This is a genomic window from Nodosilinea sp. FACHB-141 (genome assembly GCF_014696135.1).
Taxonomy (GTDB): domain Bacteria; phylum Cyanobacteriota; class Cyanobacteriia; order Phormidesmidales; family Phormidesmidaceae; genus Nodosilinea.
Genome location: NZ_JACJPP010000020.1, coordinates 160,373 through 181,129, shown reverse-complemented (window position 1 = coordinate 181,129; position 20,757 = coordinate 160,373). Strand labels below are relative to the sequence as shown.

16 protein-coding genes are annotated in these 20,757 nt (G+C 55.9%); 6 read left to right on the top strand and 10 right to left on the bottom strand.

Going from position 1 to position 20,757, the window contains the following annotated elements; translation table 11 throughout:
* Positions 1–83: 83 nt before the first annotated feature.
* The 3 genes from H6F59_RS20855 to H6F59_RS20845 form a co-directional block, all read right to left on the bottom strand.
* The gene (locus tag H6F59_RS20855; RefSeq protein ID WP_190704961.1) at positions 84–365 is read right to left on the bottom strand and encodes a hypothetical protein; all 282 of its coding nucleotides are present in this window, start codon (positions 363–365) and stop codon (positions 84–86) included.
* Positions 366–633: 268 nt separating this feature from the next.
* Complete coding sequence (locus H6F59_RS20850; protein WP_190704957.1) at positions 634–990, bottom strand: hypothetical protein; 357 nt, start codon at positions 988–990, stop codon at positions 634–636.
* A 185-nt stretch (positions 991–1,175) separates the two neighbouring features.
* Positions 1,176–3,455, bottom strand: coding sequence for a tetratricopeptide repeat protein (locus H6F59_RS20845; RefSeq protein WP_190704954.1), 2,280 nt, complete (start codon positions 3,453–3,455; stop codon positions 1,176–1,178).
* 369 nt (positions 3,456–3,824) lie between these two features.
* Between H6F59_RS20845 and H6F59_RS20840 the strand changes: the two genes are divergently transcribed.
* Together H6F59_RS20840 and H6F59_RS20835 are read left to right on the top strand one after the other, a co-directional pair.
* The gene (locus H6F59_RS20840; protein WP_190704951.1) at positions 3,825–4,733 is read left to right on the top strand and encodes an AraC family transcriptional regulator; all 909 of its coding nucleotides are present in this window, start codon (positions 3,825–3,827) and stop codon (positions 4,731–4,733) included.
* A gap of 93 nt (positions 4,734–4,826) precedes the next feature.
* Positions 4,827–5,570 (top strand): dienelactone hydrolase family protein, encoded by a 744-nt coding sequence (locus H6F59_RS20835; protein ID WP_199325903.1) that lies wholly within the window; start codon positions 4,827–4,829, stop codon positions 5,568–5,570.
* Positions 5,571–5,622: 52 nt separating this feature from the next.
* On the opposite strand, the gene H6F59_RS20830 is transcribed toward H6F59_RS20835, so the two are convergent.
* Positions 5,623–6,954: an MFS transporter gene (locus H6F59_RS20830; protein ID WP_190704948.1), complete on the bottom strand. Its 1,332-nt coding sequence runs from the start codon at positions 6,952–6,954 to the stop codon at positions 5,623–5,625.
* Between the two features lie 407 nt (positions 6,955–7,361).
* Here H6F59_RS20830 and H6F59_RS20825 point away from each other — a divergent pair, with 407 nt between their 5' ends.
* The 4 genes from H6F59_RS20825 (at position 7,362) to H6F59_RS20810 (ending at position 14,238) form a co-directional block, all read left to right on the top strand.
* The gene (locus H6F59_RS20825; RefSeq protein WP_190704944.1) at positions 7,362–7,748 is read left to right on the top strand and encodes an endonuclease domain-containing protein; all 387 of its coding nucleotides are present in this window, start codon (positions 7,362–7,364) and stop codon (positions 7,746–7,748) included.
* 424 nt (positions 7,749–8,172) lie between these two features.
* Positions 8,173–11,718 (top strand): LamG-like jellyroll fold domain-containing protein, encoded by a 3,546-nt coding sequence (locus H6F59_RS20820; RefSeq protein ID WP_190704941.1) that lies wholly within the window; start codon positions 8,173–8,175, stop codon positions 11,716–11,718.
* Positions 11,719–12,075: 357 nt separating this feature from the next.
* Positions 12,076–12,918: an AraC family transcriptional regulator gene (locus tag H6F59_RS20815; RefSeq protein WP_190704938.1), complete on the top strand. Its 843-nt coding sequence runs from the start codon at positions 12,076–12,078 to the stop codon at positions 12,916–12,918.
* Between the two features lie 141 nt (positions 12,919–13,059).
* Positions 13,060–14,238 (top strand): benzoate/H(+) symporter BenE family transporter, encoded by a 1,179-nt coding sequence (locus H6F59_RS20810; protein WP_190704934.1) that lies wholly within the window; start codon positions 13,060–13,062, stop codon positions 14,236–14,238.
* Here the strand turns inward: H6F59_RS20810 and H6F59_RS20805 are convergent.
* The 6 genes from H6F59_RS20805 to H6F59_RS20780 all read right to left on the bottom strand — a co-directional run bounded on the left by H6F59_RS20805 (position 14,235) and on the right by H6F59_RS20780 (position 20,750).
* Complete coding sequence (locus H6F59_RS20805) at positions 14,235–14,927, bottom strand: PD-(D/E)XK nuclease family protein (protein ID WP_199325902.1); 693 nt, start codon at positions 14,925–14,927, stop codon at positions 14,235–14,237. The two genes, H6F59_RS20810 and H6F59_RS20805, sit on opposite strands and share 4 nt — an antisense overlap.
* 327 nt (positions 14,928–15,254) lie before the next feature.
* The gene (locus H6F59_RS20800; protein ID WP_190520762.1) at positions 15,255–15,503 is read right to left on the bottom strand and encodes a hypothetical protein; all 249 of its coding nucleotides are present in this window, start codon (positions 15,501–15,503) and stop codon (positions 15,255–15,257) included.
* A gap of 131 nt (positions 15,504–15,634) precedes the next feature.
* Positions 15,635–17,020: an FADH(2)-oxidizing methylenetetrahydrofolate--tRNA-(uracil(54)-C(5))-methyltransferase TrmFO gene (gene trmFO, locus H6F59_RS20795; RefSeq protein WP_190520760.1), complete on the bottom strand. Its 1,386-nt coding sequence runs from the start codon at positions 17,018–17,020 to the stop codon at positions 15,635–15,637.
* 285 nt (positions 17,021–17,305) lie between these two features.
* Entirely contained in the window at positions 17,306–17,989 is a 684-nt protein-coding gene (locus H6F59_RS20790) for a RusA family crossover junction endodeoxyribonuclease (RefSeq protein WP_190704929.1), read from the bottom strand.
* 122 nt (positions 17,990–18,111) lie between these two features.
* The gene (gene pyrC / locus H6F59_RS20785; RefSeq protein ID WP_190704925.1) at positions 18,112–19,140 is read right to left on the bottom strand and encodes a dihydroorotase; all 1,029 of its coding nucleotides are present in this window, start codon (positions 19,138–19,140) and stop codon (positions 18,112–18,114) included.
* A 20-nt stretch (positions 19,141–19,160) separates the two neighbouring features.
* Entirely contained in the window at positions 19,161–20,750 is a 1,590-nt protein-coding gene (locus H6F59_RS20780) for an Hsp70 family protein (protein WP_190704921.1), read from the bottom strand.
* Between the last annotated feature and the right edge of the window lie 7 nt (positions 20,751–20,757).

Here is a 20,757-nt window from a genome sequence, read left to right as displayed (position 1 = left end):
AGCGGGAACTACGGTTCCCGCTTTTTTTGTGGCGATCGCTATGGGTAGCAGATGGGCACGGTTCACTTTGCCCATCCCACGGGTCAACTCTGGCGGTAGCGCACTAGGTAGCTAAACACCTCGCCCTGGGCTGGGGTAATCAAAATCCCTGAGGGTGGGATGGTGATGAGCTGGCTCCAGGTCATTTGGTCAGCATAGTTCAGCACGTGCAGCTGGTGGATGGTGGCTCGCACCCCGCCCGGTGAGCCAATCACCAGATGGCGCAATCGCTCGCGCTCTGGCTGCTCGTTTGGGTTCGCTAGCAGCAGCGGATTGGTCGCCTCCCGTTTTTGGGCAGACGACACCAGATATGGCAAACACAACATATTCAAGGATTCCTTTTTTGTGATGGGTAAGGAATCCCAAAAACTTGGCCGCCCCAGACATGTTGCAGTTCGAGACGGCCAGGTAAAATCACCTTAGCCTCCGAGACAGGTGCTACTGTCGACGAGGTTAGCCGCTGGTTGGTGTCCCCACACCTTCCAGTGGCGCTTGACCAAATTTTTGGGAAGCCAGGCTGCCCGCAGACAACCTTAGCTCCACACATTACCCCACCCGTAAAACGGACGCAAGTAATATTAATTAGATTGCAATTTAATCCAGCACCGAGGTAGTGGAGAGCACCCGCTGCTGGGTGCCCCGGCGAGAGCCACCAGCCATTTCATACTCGGGGCTGCGGCGACCATACCTAGCAGCCACCGCCGCCAGCATGCGCTCCGTCAGTTCAGAGAGGGCGGCTTCTTCGAGCAGCATGTCGTTGTAGACCTGGTCTACGTTTGAGAGCAGGCGGTTGTAGGTGGCAATTCTTTCGCGCACGCGCTCAATACTGTTATTAAATTCCTGCACCGACATGCCGTGGCCCAGGTCGAGATCGGATGCGATCGCAGCCATGCTGGCCGCGCGCCGTTCGGCTTTTTTAACCACTAGAGAACTACGCTTTTTGCGTGCCATAGTGATACCCCCTTAGGTAGCTGGTTGATGTTGGTATGGCCGCCAACATTCTTAAGGTATTCTTTAAAAATAGGCAGCTATCACCGTGAGAATGTCGAATTTTTAGTACTTTTTCTACAGTTTTGTTATTACTGCATTCAGTAGCTTTACGGCTACCTCTCCATGTTCTGCCCGACCTGCAACGCTTAAGACTCTTGCCTCTGCTGCAAGCGTTTCAGATCTTGCCGAACCGTCTTAGTTTTGGGATGCTCGTCGCCTAATAGCTGTTTATATATCGACAGGGCATTTTGGTAGAGGGGTTCGGCCTCCTCACAGCGCCCTTGATTGGCGTAGAGCATGGCCAGATTATTGAGGCTACTGGCAACATCAGGATGCTCGTCGCCCAATAGCCGTTTGCGCATTTCCAAGGCATCTTGATAGAGGGGTTTGGCCTCCCCATAACGCCCTTGATTGGTGTAGAGCATGGCCAGATTATTGAGACTACGAGCGACAGCAGAATGCTCGTCGCCCAACAGCCGTTTTTGCATCGCTAGGGCATCTTGATAGAGGGGTTCGGCCTCCCCATAGCGCCCTTGATTGTTGTAGAGCACAGCTAGATTATTAAGGCTACGAGCAACATTGGGATGCTCGTCACCCAACAACCGTTTTTGCATCGCCAGGGCTTCTTGAAAAAGGGGTTCGGCTTTCCCATAGCGCCCTTGACTGTAGTAGAGACTGGCCAGATTATTGAAACTATGGGCGACATCGGAATGCTCGTCGTCCAACAGCCGTTTGCGCATCGCTAGGGCATTTTGATAGAGAAGTTCGGCTTCCCCATAGCGCCCCTGACTGTAGTAGAGCACAGCCAGATTATTGAGGCTGGTAGCAACATTGGGATGCTCGTCACCCAACAGCCGTTTGCGCATCGCCAGGGCATTTTGATAGAGAGGTTCGGCTTCGCTGTAACGACCACGTTCCTTCAAGTAAAATGCAATTTGATTGAGCAATCGTCCAGTCGATTTAATCTCAATTGCAAAGTGCTGTTGCCAACCTACTAGGGCCAAGGCATGGGGCAGCAGGCGATCGCACATCGACCAATTCACAAACTCAATCTTTGGAAATGCACTACTTATGGCCTCCAGTAGTTGTCGAACTAAATTTTCCTGCGCCGCCTCATCCAACCCATCGCGAACTACCGCCTGCACCAGCCGGTGCAGGCTAAAAGTCTGCTCCTGCACATCACGCACCACCAGCGAAAATCGCCCCGCTTCTCGCAGCAGTGCCATATACTCCAGCGGCTCTGTCAGGACACTCTGCAACAGTTCCTCAAACGCAGCTGCACCGTCTTTAAACAGCTCTTCAGGAATGCCATCTGGGGCCAAAAACGCGCACAGATTCAGAAAATCCGCCACCGCTGGTAGTCGCTGGCTAGCTACTCGCACCGCTAGACCAAATGTAATCGTCACCGAAGGATGGTCGAGGGCGTTGTCTCCCCGCTGGGCCAACAACTGCGGCTCAGCTGCTTGGTAAAGCCGCAAATATTCCGTCAGGCTAGAGGGCATTTCTAAAATGTAGGCCCCCGCTTGGTCAAGGGCCAACGGCAGCCCATCCATCTGCTCACACAGTGCCAAGGCCAGAGTTTGATCGGCTTCCGTTGCCTCTGCCCAAGTGCCCTCCTGGCCCACCCGACCGCAGCGCCGCAGCAAAAACAGCGCCCCCTCCTGGGTTGGCATTTTTAGCACCTCAACACACACCGCTAGCGGACGCGTCTCCGAGGCGCGAGTAGTTAGCAAAATGTGACCATGGTCGCACAGCCCCAGCCAATCTCTCACCAGCTCCAAATGGTCGGCATTGTCTAATATCAACAGCCAGCCAGAGTTTTTGCTTAACCAGCCTTTCACCGCCTGCACCACCACCGCCTGGTCGGTCTCCTGGCTCAGCGCCAGCCCCAAGTCTTGGGCCAGGGCCGTGAGCCCCGAAACTAGCTCATCATGAGTTTCGGCCCGCACCCACAGCACATCGCTATACTGCTCTCGGTGGCGATGGGCATACTCCGCCGCAATCTGCGTTTTGCCCACGCCCCCTAACCCGCTCAGCGCTGCCGGTTCCCCCGCCGCCATCGCCTGGTGAATCTGCTTTAGCAGCTCCTCTCGCCCCGTAAAAAACGGGTTCCGGCGCGGAGCCAAAAACAGGGGGCTAGCACTGACGGTGTTAGATGCAGCAGGGTTAGGTTCTCCCAAAATCAGGCTCAACAGGTCTTGCACCTGAGCCAGGCCAGGGCCAGTCGAGCCTTCTGCCCATTGCAGCAAAACCGACGTGCGATTTCCCAAAGCCGCCACATCTGGCGGAACAATGCCCCGTGGTGGGTTCAAGCTAAAAACCAGCTCCTCAAACTGTGGCACTGGCAATGCATTCAGCGTACGAATGAAATTGAGCCGCTGGATGGCTGACAAATGGGGCGGGTGGGGCGAGGCTGCTCCAGACATCGTCGAGTTGCCGCAAAACTTGCCCTAACGATAACCCCATTACTCTTTACCTGCCAAAGCTGTAGCCCTAACAGCATTGCACCAAAGGTTAGCAGCCATTGCTTATACCTCTGCTGCAAAGGCATAAGCCAACGCTAGATCGCAGTTAACCAACATTGCTCCCGCTTATAGGTTTGCAGAAAAGTTATAAAACAAAGCTGAACTTACTTAAACAGCTGTAGCTTGGGTTTATACCAAAGCCACTCAGGCATAAGCTGTTATTGAAAAGCTTTGCTGCCAAGTTACTTTGGTTTTACCTATCCCAGCTAGGACGATGTGGTTCCACAATGAGCAGGTGCAGATCTGATTTCTAAATCTTTCTAATTGAGCATGTTGCCCATAGACCCAACTGTCTCAGTGCTTGACCATCGGGAGGCGAATCCAGCGGAAGGATTGCTGCCCCAACCGGCGGTCTTAACCAGCTCTGGCTGGGACGGATTGCACCTGGAGCTGTACCAGCAGCCAAAGTTTTGTACCGCAGAGCATCAACACACCCTGCACGCGATCGCCCTGGGTTTTCCTGATCCTTCAAATCAGATGCCCACGGGGTACCGCTGGCTAGACGGCAAGCGCCACCGAGAAGATCGCACAGCGGGCGGCATATCGATTATTCCAGCCGGCACAACCCACCGCTGTAGCTGGGATAGTGCCGCGCAGTTCATGGTGCTGGCCCTAGAGCCCGACCTGCTGCAACAGATGGGGCAAGATTGGGTGCAGGTCGATCGCATTGAGCTAAGGCCGCAGTTTATGGAGGCCGACGATCGGTTGGTGAGCACAGTACTCTCCACGCTAAAAACCGAGGCCGAACTGGGTGGCCTCGGCAGCCCACTGCTGGTAGATAGCCTAAAAACGACCTTAGCGATTCATCTGCTGCGCCACTACTGCACCACCCAGCCGAGGCTGGCCAGCGTTGCCGGGGGGCTATCTCAGACGCAGCGCCAACAGGTCAAGGCCTATATCGATGCCCACCTGCATCAAGAGCCAACGCTAGTTGAGCTAGCTGCGATCGCCCGCCTGAGCCCAGCCTACTTTGCCCGCCTATTCAAGCACAGCGAGGGGGTTACTCCCCACCAATACATTCTGCAACGCCGGGTTGAGCGCGCCCAGTTTTGGCTTCGCCACAGCCCCCTGGGCCTGGCCGAGATTGCCGCCAAAGTTGGCTTCTGCGATCAAAGCCATCTCACTCGCTGGTTCAAACGCCTGACCGGGGCCACCCCCACCCAGTTTCGCCAATCGTGATCGCAGAAATCTCCTAAGGGTTCACCGCTTTGTTCTAGAGCCTGGGTTAGCCCCCTGTCTAAGCTGGCCATAGCAGTCTCTAGAAAAACTACAATGCCGGTTAAACAAGCCATTGAACAGGCTGACGTCACCGTGGCCACCCCCGAGGGCTACATGCCCGCTTTTTTGTGCAAACCCACGCGATCGGGACCTTTCCCCGCTGTTTTGCTGCTAATGGAAGCCTTTGGCTTAACCGCCCACATTCGCGACGTGGCAGCCCGGATAGCGCAGGAGGGCTATGTGGTCCTGGCCCCCGACTTGTACTACCGCGAACCGACCGACCATACCTTTAGCTACGACCAAGTTGATGCCGCTATGGCGTTGATGTGGCAGCTCGATTTTGGCCCGCCGGTTGAGAATGATCTCAAAGCCGCGATCGCCTATCTCAAAGCGCGCCCCGACACCGATCGCATTGGCGTCACCGGGTTTTGCCTAGGGGGAGGGTTGAGCTTTCTCACCGCCTGCCGCTTTTCAGCCGATATTACCGCCGCTGCGCCCTTTTACGGCATGGTGCTCGATGAGTGGATCGAAGCGGTGCAGGATATTACTGTGCCAATGCTGTTGTTTTTTGGTGGTCAAGATCCGTTTATTGGGGGCGATCGCGTGCAGCAAATCGAGACTAGGTTTCAGCAGCTCGGCAAAATCTACACCGTGCAAGTGTATCCAGATGCCACACACGGATTTTTTTGCCACGAGCGCGAGTCCTACCATCCTGCCGCCGCCGAGCACGCTTGGCAGACCTTGATGGACTTTTTCAAGCTGCATTTATCAACGCAACTGTGTTCAAACAAAATCTGAACTGAGCAACCCAAATTCACAAGAGATCCCTAGATTACTTGCGAACGTCTCATCACAAATTCCCAGCCTCAAGCTGAACAGTCTCGGCATAACGCCGCTGATAATCTGCCGACAGATTGCGGTAGGCGCGCGATCGCATTGCCAGCACCGTCACCACCAGCCCCACGCAGCCCGTTAGGGTGAACAACAGGGCAATGCCGCGATCGGTGCCGGTGCCAAACCAGGGACCAATCAAATCGACCCCAGCCCCGGTGGTCATAAAAGGAATAAACAGAAACTGGGCGATCGGCCCAATCATAAATGCCGTGAGCGGAGAGGCCGCCTGCTCAACACTTTGGGCAAAGCCAAACACCCGTCCCTGACGCTCCAGCGGAATCATCGTCTGCAAGATCAGCTGCTCTGAAGCTTCGACCACAGGAATCAAGCACAAATACACCAACAATCCAACCGCCAGCAAAATAATCGACGGCTGAATTGTGAAACCCATCGCCACTATCCACATCACAATGTTGGATAAAAACATGGTGCGCAACGGGCTTTTGCCCAACCCAAATCGAGCCACACCCAGCCCGCCAACAATAAACCCCAAACTCAAAACGCCCCACACAATGCCCCAAACCTGCACCGACACCAGAGACAGCCCGTAGGCATCCATCAGCGACATAAAGACGCCGCCCAAAAAGTTGTTGAAGCAGTTGAAGAAGATCAGCGCAAATAAACCCGGCACCAGACGAATCACCTGAATCGTGCCTCGAATATCGATGTGATCAGTTTTCGCCCCAGTCTGAACAATGCGCTTTTCAGGAATAGCAATAGTGCACAAATGAAGAATGGTTAGGACAGTGAGCGCGATCGCCATCACCAGCATCCAATACATGCCCAAAAACCCGATCGCCAGCCCGCTGACCACAGAAGCCCCCAAAAAAGCCACGCCATTGATAGTGCCGACTAGGCCGTTGGCTTTGTCGCGCTCCGTTTCAGCAATCAGTATCGTGACCAGAGTTGGCAGAGCGATGGTGCGCAGGTTGCCTGCGATCGCCCCCATCAGCGTCAACACAATAAATCCCCAGAGCATGGCACTAGACGCATCGGCAAAAACAGCCGCTGGCGTAGATGCATAAATTAGGTAGGCGAGCGCATACATCACCAGCGAACCAACGCTGGAAATCAGCAGGGCGTTTTTTTTGCGGTAGCGATCGACCAGCGAACCCAAGAAAAAGCCGGAAACAGCGACGGTGACCAGATATATGCCAGCCATCACCGAGGTCGCCAGCACCGATCGGGTTTGCAGGTAAACCCAAAACGTGACTCCAAACCAGACCAAAGTGTTGGTTAGAATCGCCACCAATGAGTTGGCCAAAATGACATAGAAAACGGGTTTCATTGAATCTTCCTCCCCCCACCTACGATCTAAATTGTGTTGGTCAGAACTGCGTCTGAGTGTGGCTCGAGTAAGACAAGGGGTGAGACAGATGGTCTTTGCCCAAGAGTATTGAAGTAATCAACCTGGATGTAGCATCAAACCGCTCCTGAGCTGGGTCTTGCGGATCTAATAAAGCATCAATGGCTGACTTGTAGTATACATACTACAGGACGGTGCAGCAAATTTCTTCGCCCCAGTAAAGGTTGGAAGGGTGCCAAAGTCCCTCTCCCAATCTGGGAGAGGAATTTAGAGAGAGGGAAAACTTCAGCAAAGGGCAAGCCACCTCCCGCCAACCTCGCCCTCCATCCCCCAGCCCCTTCCTCCCAACTTGGGAGGAAGGGGAGCCAGACACCCTCAAAGTCCCTCAAGTGTCTGCCCAACCGACAGAGCGATGGCAAATTCCCGAAGACCTGCGCCGCCGCATGGTCGAAGTCGCTCGCCAGCTTAGGCAAGAGCAAACCTTTACCGAAAATCTGTTGTGGCAACACCTGCGGCGTAAACAACGGGGCTACAAAGTCCGCCGTCAGCAGCCGATCGGTCCATTCGTGGTTGATTTTTATATTTCTCAAGCACAGTTAGTCATCGAGATCGATGGGTCAAGCCATGCTCACAGAGCAGAGCGCGATCGCCAAAGACAAACCCTACTCGAAGAACTCGGCCTCACCGTACTGCGGTTCACAACCGACACCGTTGAACACGACTGTTCCACAGTACTTACAGACATCGACAGAGCTGTCAAAACCCTATCGCCATAACCCTTCAAAGTCTCTAAGGGAGCACTTCAAAGTCCCTCTCCCAGGTTGGGAGAGGGATTTAGGGAGAGGGTCGATCGCGGCATAGAACAAGTTCCCTTCCGCCAACCTCGCCCTCCATCCCCCAGCCCCTTCCTCCCAAGCTGGGAGGAAGGGGAGTAAGAGCCCTTCAAAGTCCCTCTCCCACCTCGGGAGAGAAATTTAGGGAGAAGGCCGCCCAATATTACCCGCGCGGGTAATAGCAACGCTCCTCCGCAGAGCCTAGGATTTTGTCATGAAATGCTGCAGAGAAGCGCATCATTCCCTGCTTGAGGGCAGCCTTAGCCCAGCATTTCTGCATCTACAACCCTAGCCCACCCCAACGGCTCTCCCCCTCTCCCCTCAGCGAAAGCCCTCGGGGAACCTGCCAACCCAAGGAGATTTTTCCATGGCCGATCTCGTCGTCAACTACTCCCTCGCCAGCGCCACCACCCTCACCAACCCCGACGGCACCCTGCCCGCCATCCTCACCAACTGCACCGAAGCTGCCGGACCCGGCGCAACCGCCCTCGGCACCCTCGACAAAGCCCTCCACTTCGACACCGGGGCCTCCATTCAAACCACCCTGTCACCGGGGGCCATCACCCCCAACCGGTTCTGCATTCGCGTCGCCTTTTTGGCCAACGGTCCCGTCACCACCCGGCAAAACCTGGTTGAATGCACCGCCCTACCCTTTGCCATGTTTTTAGAGCCCGGCAGCACTGACGATTGCTTCAACCTAGTCGTTGCCGTGGCCAATAGCCGAGTCGACTGGGCGATCGCCCACACCACCAACCGTGTCGCTCTCACCTTCAACACCTGGTACGTCGTCAGCCTCGTCTACGACCTCGACACCCTCGCCCTCATGGTCGATGACACCGTCCTCGCCGTCACCGCTTTCCCCAACGGTGGCCTCAACGCGGGCAGCGGCGACAAACTGTGGATTGGCTCCTGGGTCGATGGCCTGCGCTGGCCCTTCAAGGGCGACATCGCCGCCGTGCAAATCTACAGCGACATTCCGGCCGACCTCGAAACCGCCCTCGATGCCAAGCGCTCCACCCCCGAGTGGTTTCTCACCCACAAGCACAACGCGATTCGGCCCACGCTCAACCTGGGCAATAAAATCTCAGATTTTTACTTCGACACCGCCATCTCCAGCTACGTGCAGCCCTTTGAGGGCGGTCTGATTTCCTACACCGAAATCCACGGTGTCGCCTTTGAAATGCATGGCTCTATCTACGCCCTCTACCAAGGCGACTCAAACCTGCGCCGCAGCCTCGGTGCCCCGGCCAGCGACGAGATCAACGGTCGTCGGGCCGGGTCACGCAAGAGCGTCTTTGCCCAAGGCTGCATTTACTGGTCGCCCCAGACCGGCGCGGTGCCCGTCCTCGGTCGCCTCTACCTCGACTACGAAATGCTGGGCGAAGGTGGCAGTGCGATCGGTTTGCCCACCGCCGCTCAAACCGCCATCCCCGGCGGCGTTATGCAGCAGTTTCAGGGGGGGCGCATGTATTATCGCAGCGGGGCCTCCAACGCCTTTGAGGTGCACGGCTCCATCCTCGGCAAGTATGACGCCACCGGGGGCGTCAGCCGCTGGGGCTTCCCCGTCAGCCACGAGAGCGACGTGCGCCGCGACAGTCAGGTAATCGGCAAAGTCAGCCACTTTGAGAGCTGCACGATCTACTGGAGCGGAGCCACCGGCGCCCACATCATCTACGGCGACATCCGCCGCAAATACCTCGAAGTCGGCGGCCCCCAGGGGGCGCTGGGCTTCCCCACCAGTTCAGAAGAAGACATTCCCGGTGTGTCTGGCCCCGCCCGCTACAACACCTTCCAGCAGGGCAGCATTCTCTGGTTTAACGGCCAGCTCCACGTCTGCTACCCCTTCCGGTTCTTTATTGGCCGAGTCGACACCAAAGAAGAAGACCGCGACTTTCTCGATGTCGATGGCCAAAACGACCTCTATTGCCGCATTGCCATCTCGGTGAATGGCCACCGCGTTTACGACAAAAAACTGCCCGAGGGCGACAAGCACTTCAGCAGCGCCAACATCAAAGACGTCAACTTCAACGTGCCCTACGCTGTGCTGCCCGGCGACCCCAACCTCAACGTGCAGTTCCAGGTCGAAATTTGGGAGTGCGACTCGGGTAACCTGTTCGGCGGCGACGATGACTTGCTGGGTCGCTTTACTAAAGACCTCAACATTCGCAACGCCTGGGGCCTGCGCGACAACGCCAACGGCATTTTCAGGGCCAGCAACTTTGGCCCCTGGATGAACTTTATGGACTGGTCGATTAAGCCCCAACTGGGAGCCAATACGCCCCTCGACTTCTTCTCAACAATCAACCAGGGCACCCCCACCGTCGATTTTCGCGAATACGCCGCGGCCTTTGGCGATGTTGACCCCGACTGGGAGTTTGACTTTGGCCTGATCGACGATGGCCTCAAGGCGCTGTTCTACGAGCTGGTGGTCAAGGGCGTCGCCGCCGGGGGCAACTGCTTTGGCATGGCCACCGAGGCCATCTACGCCTACAAAGACATGAGCCGCCTCAGCCGCCCCCTCAACCGCTTTGGCAACTGGGCCGAGGTCGAGAATGACTTTAACGTGCGCCAAACCTACCAAGTAGGGGCCGATGCCATCTGGTGGTTTGTAGGCCAGTTTCTCAGCGGCAAAACCCACAACCCGGTTAGCGTCTTTAACGACACCTGGGATGCCCACAATCGGGGCCTCAACCCGGTGATCTGCCTATCGCAAAACTACGACTTTACCGGCGCGCCCCACTGCATAATGCCCATCGCCTGGCGCAACACCGGCAGCGAAATGCAGATCGATGTGTTTGACCCCAACTCGGCCAGCAGCGTCCAGCGCATTGTCATCGACCCGGCCCGCAACACCTTCCGCTATGAGAATGGCCGCGTCTACGAAGGCGGCGAGTGGAGCGGTGGCCGCCTGCACTACATGCCCTTCTCGGTGCTCAACCACCGCCAGCGCACCCCGGTGTGGGATGCGATTATGCTGCTGCTGAGTGGCGTGGTGCTGATTTTGGGCGACAGCGCCGAAACCCTCAGCCTTACCGACGAAAACGGCAACAACCTCAACGCCTTTAAAGACACCTCCCGCAAGGTCGAGAACCTGGCCGGCAAGTTTGTGCCCTTCCCCGGCTTCTCGGGTAACAACCCGATCAAAGGCGAGCTGCTGCTGGGCATGCGACCGAAGCGATCGCGCTTTATCCCCCTCGACAACGTGCTGCTCGATTCAGTGCAGCTCAACAATGTCAGCAACCTGGGCATCAATGCCAACCTGCGCCGCAACCTGGGTCCGACGCTATCTGCCAACGTCAACCCCAACCTGAATGTGAATTTGGGGGGAGCTCGATTCCGCGATCGCGCCATTCTCGATGCAATCCAGCGCAACCAGCAGCCCACCGACCTGGATAGCTGGGTGCACACCCTGCGCGGGGTTAGCGCTGGCCGGTTGCAGTATTACTCAAAGCGTCCTCTCCAGGCGCTGCAGGTGGGAGGCGCAATTCGCGCCAATGATCGGCTCACCATGTCGGCCAATCGTCTGCAAACCGTCGACAACGAGTTCAAAGTCGTAGCCCAAAACGCCAACGCCTATACCCTATCGGCGGTTTCTAAGCTGGGGGCCGGGCGCGACTTCGTCAAAGTCACCGTCGAGAACGTGCCCGCCGAGGCCAACCAGGAGCTGAAAATTAACCTCCAACCCGGTCTCAACACCATGGATGTGGTCTCCAACGGTGCCCCTTTTAACGCCACCATCACCTACGAAGGGCGCGTCAACGACAAACCCCTCCGCAGCCAGTACACCGTCCCCATGTCACAGGGCATGCGGCTCACCGCCCCCAACCTCGAAGACGCAGGCACCCTCAAAGTCAGCGGCATCGAGCGCATCCTGGGCGAAGTCCACGCTACCCAGCTGATTCAAGGGCAATAGGGCGAAACAACCGATTGGGGATCCCGTCATGGTATTAGACACCTGTTGATCCCTGCACCCTACAAAGAGGACAAGAGCAGCTTCTTAAACTCCAGGAATAGCGATGGCAATTCAGCCATCGCTTTTTTCTTGAAGCGTCCCTTTATAGGGGCATACGGCATTTGCCACCACCTACGCAGTCGGAATCACCCCTGCGATCGCAGATGTCATCGAGTGCAATAGAGTAGAACCCGCAAACAATCACAAAGCTCAAAGCCCCTCTCCCAAATTGGGAGAGGGGTTTGGGGAGAGGGCAAAGGGCAAAGAGCAGTATCGCCGCTGCGCTTAAATAGAGAAGCCTGCCCCCTAAAAATTGTCATGGCCGCAGAAACAGATTTTGCCCAACTGTGGCAGTCCAACCTGCCTGGCATTGAGCTGTTCAATGCCCAGCTCTACCGCCACACCTTTGCTAAGCACATGCACGAGGCCTACACAATTGGCTTCACCTATGCGGGCCTGGGCGGCTTTTTCTACCGGGGGGGTCACCACTATGCCAACCCCAGCAGTTTTAAGCTGATCCATCCAGGCGAAGTGCACACCGGGCAGGTGCAGGCTGAGGCCGGATGGAGCTTTCGCAACCTCTACATCAGCGTGCCAAAGATGCAGCAAATTTTGGCTCAGCTAGAGTGGCCAGGGCTGCCCTACTTTGCGATCGCCCTACAGAACAGCCCCGATGCCGTTGGGCAGGCGATGTTTAGCCGATTATTTGTCGCCCTTAGCCAGCCCACGCCTCAGCTCGAGCGAGACTCTCTGCTGCTGGAGCTGATGGCCTATTTAATCGATCGCTACGGCGACAGACAGCACCGGTGGCAGCGGCCAAAGCCCAAAAGCAGCGCCATCGCCCAAGCGCAAACCTACCTCAAAGCCCACTACGCCGAATCGATTTCCATCGAAACTCTGGCCCAGCAAGTAGGCCTCAGCCCCTACTACTTAATTCGCAGCTTTCGGCAGCAGGTGGGTTTGCCTCCGCACAGCTATCAGCGCCACTGGCAGCTTATGCAGGCCAAGCAATCGCTCCACAGCGACCAATCAATTGTTGATGTTGCGATCGCCCACGGCTTCTATGACCAAAGCCACCTCAATCGCACCTTTAAGCAAGCCTTTGGCGTCACCCCCGGCCAATACCGCCAGGGCAATTTTGTCCAAGACTACAGCTCCTGAGCCTCGGTAGCCTGGTCAGGTCAGCCGAATTCAAAGCTTCAGTTTGGGTAAATACCTTGTAGGGGCACAGCTCGCTGCACCCCTACAAACACAAGAATAGCAAACAGAATTCGGCGAAAGATCTACCTTTGGGCAAGAAATATGGCCGTTAAAGGCATAGTCAACGACGTCTCTTTCTCCGCGATCATCGCGGGTTTCGTCACCGTGCTGGTGGGGTTCACCAGCTCAGCCGTAATTGTGTTCCAGGCCGCCCAGGCGTTGAATGCGACTCCAGAAGAAATCGCCTCCTGGATGTGGGCTTTGGGCCTAGGCATGGGCCTCACCTGCATTGGCCTTTCCCTGCGCTACCGCGCTCCTATCGTCACCGCCTGGTCTACCCCCGGCGCTGCCTTGCTGATCACCTCCGCAGCAGGGGTGCCCATGGCCGAAGCCATCGGGGCCTTTCTAATCTCTGGGGTGCTGATTACCCTAGCCGGGTTCACCGGCTGGTTCGAGCGGCTGATGAGCCGCATCCCCCTGTCGCTGGCAGCGGGCATGCTGGCTGGGGTGCTGCTGCGCTTTGGGCTGGATGTGTTTACGGCCATGCAGACCCAGTTTGCGATGACCTTCGCCATGTTTTGCACCTACCTGATAATGCGCCGCCTAAAGCCCCGCTATGCCGTGGTGGGCGCGTTATCAGTGGGGATTGCGATCGCCGCCCTGCAAAACCTGATCCAGTTCGACACCGTCACTCTGCAACTAGCCCACCCCGTTTTGATCGCTCCCCAGTTTTCCCTGAGTGCCCTGATAGGCGTCGCCCTGCCGCTGTTTATGGTCACCATGGCCTCGCAGAACGTGCCGGGTGTCGCCGTCCTACAAGCCTCCGGCTATTCCTCCGTGCCGATCTCACCGATCATTGGTTGGACGGGAGCCGCTAACGTAGTCTTGGCGCCCTTTGGCGGCTTTGCCCTCAACCTGGCTGCCATCACCGCCGCCATCTGCATGGGACGCGAAGCCCACGAAGACCCTGACAAGCGGTATGTAGCGGCGATCGCTGCTGGTTTCTTCTACCTCCTCATTGGCTTTTTTGGTGCCACCGTTGCCGCCGTCTTTGCCGCTTTCCCTAAAGAATTGGTGCTGGCGATCGCCGGATTAGCCCTGCTCGGCACCATCGGCAACGGCCTCTTCACCGCCCTACGCAACGAAAGCGATCGCGAACCCGCCCTGATCACCTTCCTCGTCACCGCCTCCGGCATCACCCTCCTCGGCATCGGCTCCGCCTTCTGGGGCCTCATCGCCGGCACCCTCGCCCTCCTCCTCACCACAACCAAACGCCCTTAACCCCCATCCACTCCCCCACCCATCCACCGCCTCCGCCGCTCAAACTCCCTCAACCGTCCCTCAAACTCCCGCCAATGCTCATCCATATCGTCTAGCGAAACCTCAAACAGCTGAGCCGGTTGATCGGCTAGGGCGATCGCCACTAGCCCCTTTTGCACCACCAACCCAACGTCTGCATAGACTTGATGCGCTGCTTCCCGATAGGCCGCAATCTGCAAAAAATAATCCCCCAACCACTGGGGCTGTTTTGGTCGCAGGGCCGTTTTCCAGTCGCATAGGTGCAGCTCACCCTTCACCACCACCAGTGCATCTGGAATGCCCACAAATCCAGCTAGGTGCCACACCGCCCCTTCCACCAGCAGTACCTCATCCACCTGATCCAGCACCGGCAAGATTGACTGCCAATAGCCCTCTAAATCAGCCGGAATCTCCACCGCTGCGCCGTTGAGGTAAGCCGCAATCTGTTTGTGCAGCCGCGTACCCGCCGAAGACGCCTTGCCCGAAATCTGCTGGGCTGCTTCAACCCCCACCCGTTGCCGCCAGCGTTGCAGAGCATCTCGCGATTCCTGAGGCTTAGTGGCCGACAGCACCGTGGTTACGCCGGGATAGCAGCGCCCCTCTATCTCGTAAAGCATTTTGCGATCGCGGCGCACCCGTTTAGCCACGTAGCGAGGAAGTTGATGCACCATAGTCCATTTAGTAGTGACGCTGAAATTGTAGCCACCAGTTATTTTCCCAAAGAACGTAATATCTTATTAAGTCTCACAGCGCTTTTTTTAAGACCAAAGAAAGGCTTAATTGGTCTTAAATGAGACGGTGTAATACTGGATTAGCAAGTGGACGTGAATTTGGTCTAAATTGGCGTCAAAGCCGCAAGCACTTCAAAAAATACGGGTGTCTCTAAAGATAGGGACACCCGCACACGGTTCATTGCCGCGATCGCCTGTGTTAGGCCAGCAGCGATGGCCTCAACTCAAACGCATCCTTAAGCAAGGGCTTTATGCAAACTCTGACAATTAGATTTCGAGGCCTTTTTTGGTTTGCTTAAGCTGCTTATATAGCGAACTAATTTGCTCAAAAGCCTCGTCGGGCGAGAGCTTGCCGCCAGTCTGCAATCCTGAAATGTAGCCAACTCGGTTGGCGAACTCTTGCAGGTTGGCGTTGAACACAAGCTGTTGAGGTGAGAATGTGCCGTAGTAAGAGCTTTTGGGAGAAATGAATCGATCTAAATCGCGCCGATTGTTAGTGGAGCCAGAATAGGACATAGGGCATAAATAACCTTCTCTTAAACAAATTTGAACTTTCCTTTAATCTTAGACACGATAGCCCAGTCCCTCAGGTTTTTGCAACGAAGATTATTGCAAATCTATCCTAGGAATTAGACTCACTGTCTCGCCTAGGCTGTAGCCACCAGCGAGCTCTGAACCAAACCAAGTTTGTGCTGGCTGGCCCAGGTATGGAGATCGTTAAAGGCGCGATCGCGATACTGTCCATAGCGTTCCCGCTTGTTGCGCACCTTCACCGGCAGCGGCGGCAGAATGCCAAAGTTGGGCGGCATTGGCTGAAAGTGCTTCGGCTCCGCTGAGGTAATGAAATCGACCAGCGCCCCCAGCATCATCGTCACCGGCAAATCGAGCAGCTCTTGGCCTAAGGCCAGACGGGCCGCATTCGTCCCAGCCAACCAGCCCCCAGCCACCGCCGCCGTGTAGCCCTCAGTGCCCACCAACTGCCCTGCCGCCAGCAGCGTGGGCCGCGCCTTAAACTGCAGCGTGTTGTGCAGCAGCTCCGGCGAATTCAAAAACGTGTTGCGGTGCATCACCCCCATGCGCACAAACTCGGCATTCTCTAAACCAGGAATCAGCCGAAACACCCGCGCCTGTTCGCCCCAGCGCAGGTTGGTTTGAAAGCCCACCATATTCCACAGCTGGCCGCTTTTGTCTTCCTGGCGCAGCTGCACCACGGCGTAGGGCTTCTTACTCTTATTCTCAGGGTCTTTGAAATCGCCCAGGCGCGCATCAAACAGCCCGACCGGCTTGAGCGGGCCGTAGCGCATGGTGTCTTCACCCCGGCGGGCCATTTCTTCGATAGGCAGGCAAGCCTCAAAAAATTTAGCCGTTTCGCGCTCAAAATCTTTGAGTTCGGCCTGTTCAGCGTTGCACAGCTCAGTCCAAAAGTGGAGGTACTGCTCGCGGTTCATCGGGCAGTTGAGGTAGGCCGCTTCGCCCCGGTCGTAGCGAGAGGCCATAAACGCTACCGACTGGTCAATACTGTCGCCCACCACAATCGGGCTAGCAGCGTCAAAAAAGCTCATGTAGCCCTGGCCAGTAAACCTCTCCAGCTCCACCGACAGCGCGTCACTCGTCAGAGGGCCCGTGGTTAACACCACAATGCCGTCATCAGGGATGCTCGTCACCTCGTCGCGCCGCAGCTCGATCAGCGGGTGACGCTCTAGGGTTTCGGTCAGGTCTTGACTAAAAATACCGCGATCGACCGCTAGGGCACCCCCCGCTGGCACCTGGTGCTGGTCGGCTTTGCCGATGACCACTGAGCCGAGCTGGCGCAGCTCCTCGTGGAGCAGACCCGAGGCGCGATCGCTCGCCATCGCCCCAAAGGAGTTACTGCACACCAGCTCGGCCACATGCTCACTGTGGTGCGCAGGGGATTTCTTCTGAGGACGCATTTCGTGTAGCACCACGGGCACCCCGGCCTGGGCAATCTGCCAAGCGGCCTCGGTACCGGCCAGCCCGCCGCCGATCACATGAATGGGGTCTGGGGTTTGCACTATGTAGCCCTCGAAACTCAGCTTTTCTAGGATAACGGGTTCTAGCTTCTTGAAGGTGTTGAAGTGCTTCTAAGATATGGGCAAAGGCAAGGACGAGAATAGCCGCTGTGCATAAAGTTTTGGGTAGCGACAATACAAAAGGTTCCTTTCATAGAGCTTGCTAGGCGTAAGTTTTGGGGTGCCGAATCTTAATTTGACTAAAGAATGGATAGAATAATAGGCATTTAGTTATAGGCAGGAAGCTCCACAACTTGCTACACACAGACGCTCATCCAACAATTATAATTATCTTTGATTTTTTAATATTGCTTTAATTTTATCTTTTATCTCTTCAACTTTAAATACTGGAAAACCTTTTATTCGAGAAATATGGAATATTCTCTGAACTGGCATTAGCATCTTTGCTAGATAGTAATTTTCTTTCTGCCTCAATCTTTCATCTCTCAACATAAGCATTCTTTCCATTTGCTCAACGATTAATAAGGTGTTTTCAGGATTTTCTTCATCCATCCATGTGGGATAGCATAAACCATTCCACATATGCATAAAAAAGAGTCCATCTTTTAACAACCATCCATCACGGTCAAGCATTTTTATTCTGATATTTATCCTTTGTTCTGCATTGAAAAAGTCTAGCCATCTGCAATCAACAGCTTGAACTTGGCAGTCATTTATAAGAATTCCATCTGGCCCAGAAATAGCATCTAGTATGGGTTTTATTATATTATCCACATCAGCTGATGAGTCAGTTTCATACCTGTTTTGCTCATGAATCCACCATTCAATATAGATTTGAACGTCATCGGTTAGCATGAATTCACAATTACTTGTGACCTTGCAAATTGCTGACGTTATAATATCTTTTTTCCTTCGGCTCGCTTGCAGCGAAACCGGGTTTTCATTAATAACTATTTCTAGCTCGCCAGAAGAAAGAAACAACCTATTCCTATCCCATTTTTCTTTTGACATGGCTAATTAATGTTGAATAGCATAGCTCATATCAAATCACTTACCCCCATTCATTGAGGCAAAACCGTAGGGATAAATGCAATTTACCCCTACGGTTTTTGGGATTAGCCAAGCGGAGTTTATCAGACCATTTTCCAGGTCATTGCTTCCCCAGCCCGCAACGGCACCAGTCCATCATCGACAAAAGGCAGTTCGTCGGGAATACGCCAGGTCGTTTTGCTCAGGGTAATGCGAGCGCTATTCCTTGGCATCTGATAGAAGTCTGGGCCATAAAAGCTGGCAAATGCCTCCAATTTATCGAGGGCGTCAACACTTTCAAACGCCTCTGCGTACAGCTCCATGGCGTGCAATGCTGAAAAACACCCAGCACAACCACAGCTGCTTTCTTTGCCATTGCGAGGATGGGGGGCGCTATCGGTGCCCAGAAAAAACTTAGGATTACCCGAAGTAGCAGCCCGCAAAAGCGCCTGCCGATGAGTTTCACGCTTCAAAATGGGCAGGCAGTAGTAGTGGGGCCGCAAGCCCCCTTGAAACAAACTATTGCGGTTAAACAGTAAATGCTGGGGGGTGATCGTGGCCGCAATGTTATCCGTCGCCAGCACAAACTCCACCGCCTCTGAGGTAGTAATGTGCTCCAGCACCACCCGCAACTGAGGAAACCGCTGCTTTAAAGGAATCAAGTATTTCTCAATAAACACTTTCTCGCGATCAAACATATCAACCGCTGAGTCGGTGACTTCCCCATGAAGCAGTAGCGGCATGTTGACCTGCTGCATCGCCTCAAAGACGCGATCGCACTTGCTAATCTCAGTGACGCCAGCATCTGAATTCGTCGTCGCCCCGGCAGGGTAGTACTTCACTGCTTTGACAAACTCAGCTGCTTTAGCCGCCAAAATCTCTTCGGGACGAGTGTTGTCGGTGAGATAGAGGGTCATCAGTGGCTCAAACTGCTGGCCCGTCGGCACCGCCGCCAGAATGCGATCGCGGTAAGCCGCCGCTTCATCCACCGTGCGCACCGGAGGCTTCAAGTTAGGCATCACGATCGCCCGAGCAAACTGCCGCACCGTGTGGGGCAGCACCGCCTTCAGCGCCGCGCCATCGCGCAGATGCAGGTGCCAGTCGTCGGGTCGAGTCAGGGTCAATGTTTCCATCGTCTCATCCTAAAGCAGACCTAGCTCAGCCGCACCACAGCTTCGTTATCTAGCAGCGTGTTGCCCGTGAGAATGTCTTCCACCGTGATCCGCAGCAGCCGATCGCGATCGACTCGAAACAGCACCCGCACCCGATCGCTGCCCGGAAACCCCGGCGGATTGAGCTGAGCAATGGTGCGCGCCCCCTCGCGATCGTTCAGTGGCTGCACTGAGGGGGCATCACCGCTAAGCTGACGCGTCACTAAGCGACCATTCTCGAAATACACCTCCGTCTGGGTGCTAGCCGAGCCCAACTCGCCCACAATCAGCTCAATGCTGGGCTGCTTTTCCACCGAGGCACCTAGGGCAATTTCAACGGGGGCAGACATAGGGTAGGGCTGGCCCTGGCTGAGAATGGGGTGCCAGCCGTGGCGATTGTTGCGTCGGTCCCAGTAGCGAATGCCGTAGCTGTGGTAGAGAAAGTCTTCGACCGCTAGGCCTTGGGCAATTTGCAGGGCTCCCTGGGCCACGGCCTCAAAGGGGCGATCGCACCTCACCTTTTCAGCTCCAAACCGCTCTGTCACCCACCGCTGCACCGCCGGAATCTGTGCCGTGCCACCCACCAGCAGCACCGCGTCGATCGCATCCAGGTCGATGCCCTGACGCTGACCCTGCTGCAGAACCTGGGTCAACCCCTTTTCTAATCGCTCAAAAAACTGGTTTTGGGCGAGAATCTCCTCGAACTGGTCACGGGTCAAGGCCAGGTCGTAGGTGTCAAAGGTCTCGTCGTCAAAATAGGCTTCCGCCGCCTCAGTTTGCTCCGACAGCGCGATCTTGAGCCGCTCTGCCAACCGCTGCACCACCGCCCCCCCGGCAATGCCCTGGGCCTGAAAATAATTCACTAGCCATTCGTCAATATCGGCTCCACCCAGGTTTTCTCCCGCCTTGGCCAGCACCCGCGCCACCTCGGGCTTTTGGGCGCTGGTCTGATCCGCCCCCTGGCCACGCCACTTGAGCAAAAACCCCACCGGCTGCTTTTGGGCCGGAGCTACCAGCCGCACCAATGACCAATCCAGCGTCCCACCGCCAAAGTCGAGCACCAGCAGGGTTTGTTCCCCCTTTAGCCCGTAGCCCAGCGCGGCGGCGGTGGGCTCGTCGAGCAGCCGCACTTCTTTGAAATCCAGCGCGGTGGCCACATCCCCCAGCCATAGCCGGTAGGCCTCAAAGCTGTCCACGGGCACCGTCAGCACCAAGCTGTCGTCTTCCCCAGCCACGGCGCGCACCTGGGTCAAGAGCGATCGCAAAAACCACTCCCCCAACTGCTCAAAGGAGAGCGATTCCCCATCAATATCGGGCAGAAACCCCTGCAGCGGTGTGCCAATGCCGCGCTTAACGTTAGCGAAAAAGCGAGGATCGCTGGAGATGTCGAGGCCGCGATCGCGCACCGCCTGCCCCACCACAACCCCATCGGCCTGGGGCTTCTCCACATAAACCAAACTAGGTACCAGCGGTGGCACCGTCGCCAAGCTCAAGCTCAGCCCCGGCAACGCCACCGTTTCCGGACTTTCAGAAACTGGGTTCCAGCGGGCAATGACAGTATTGCTGGTGCCAAAATCAACCGCTATAGCCATAGTTTCA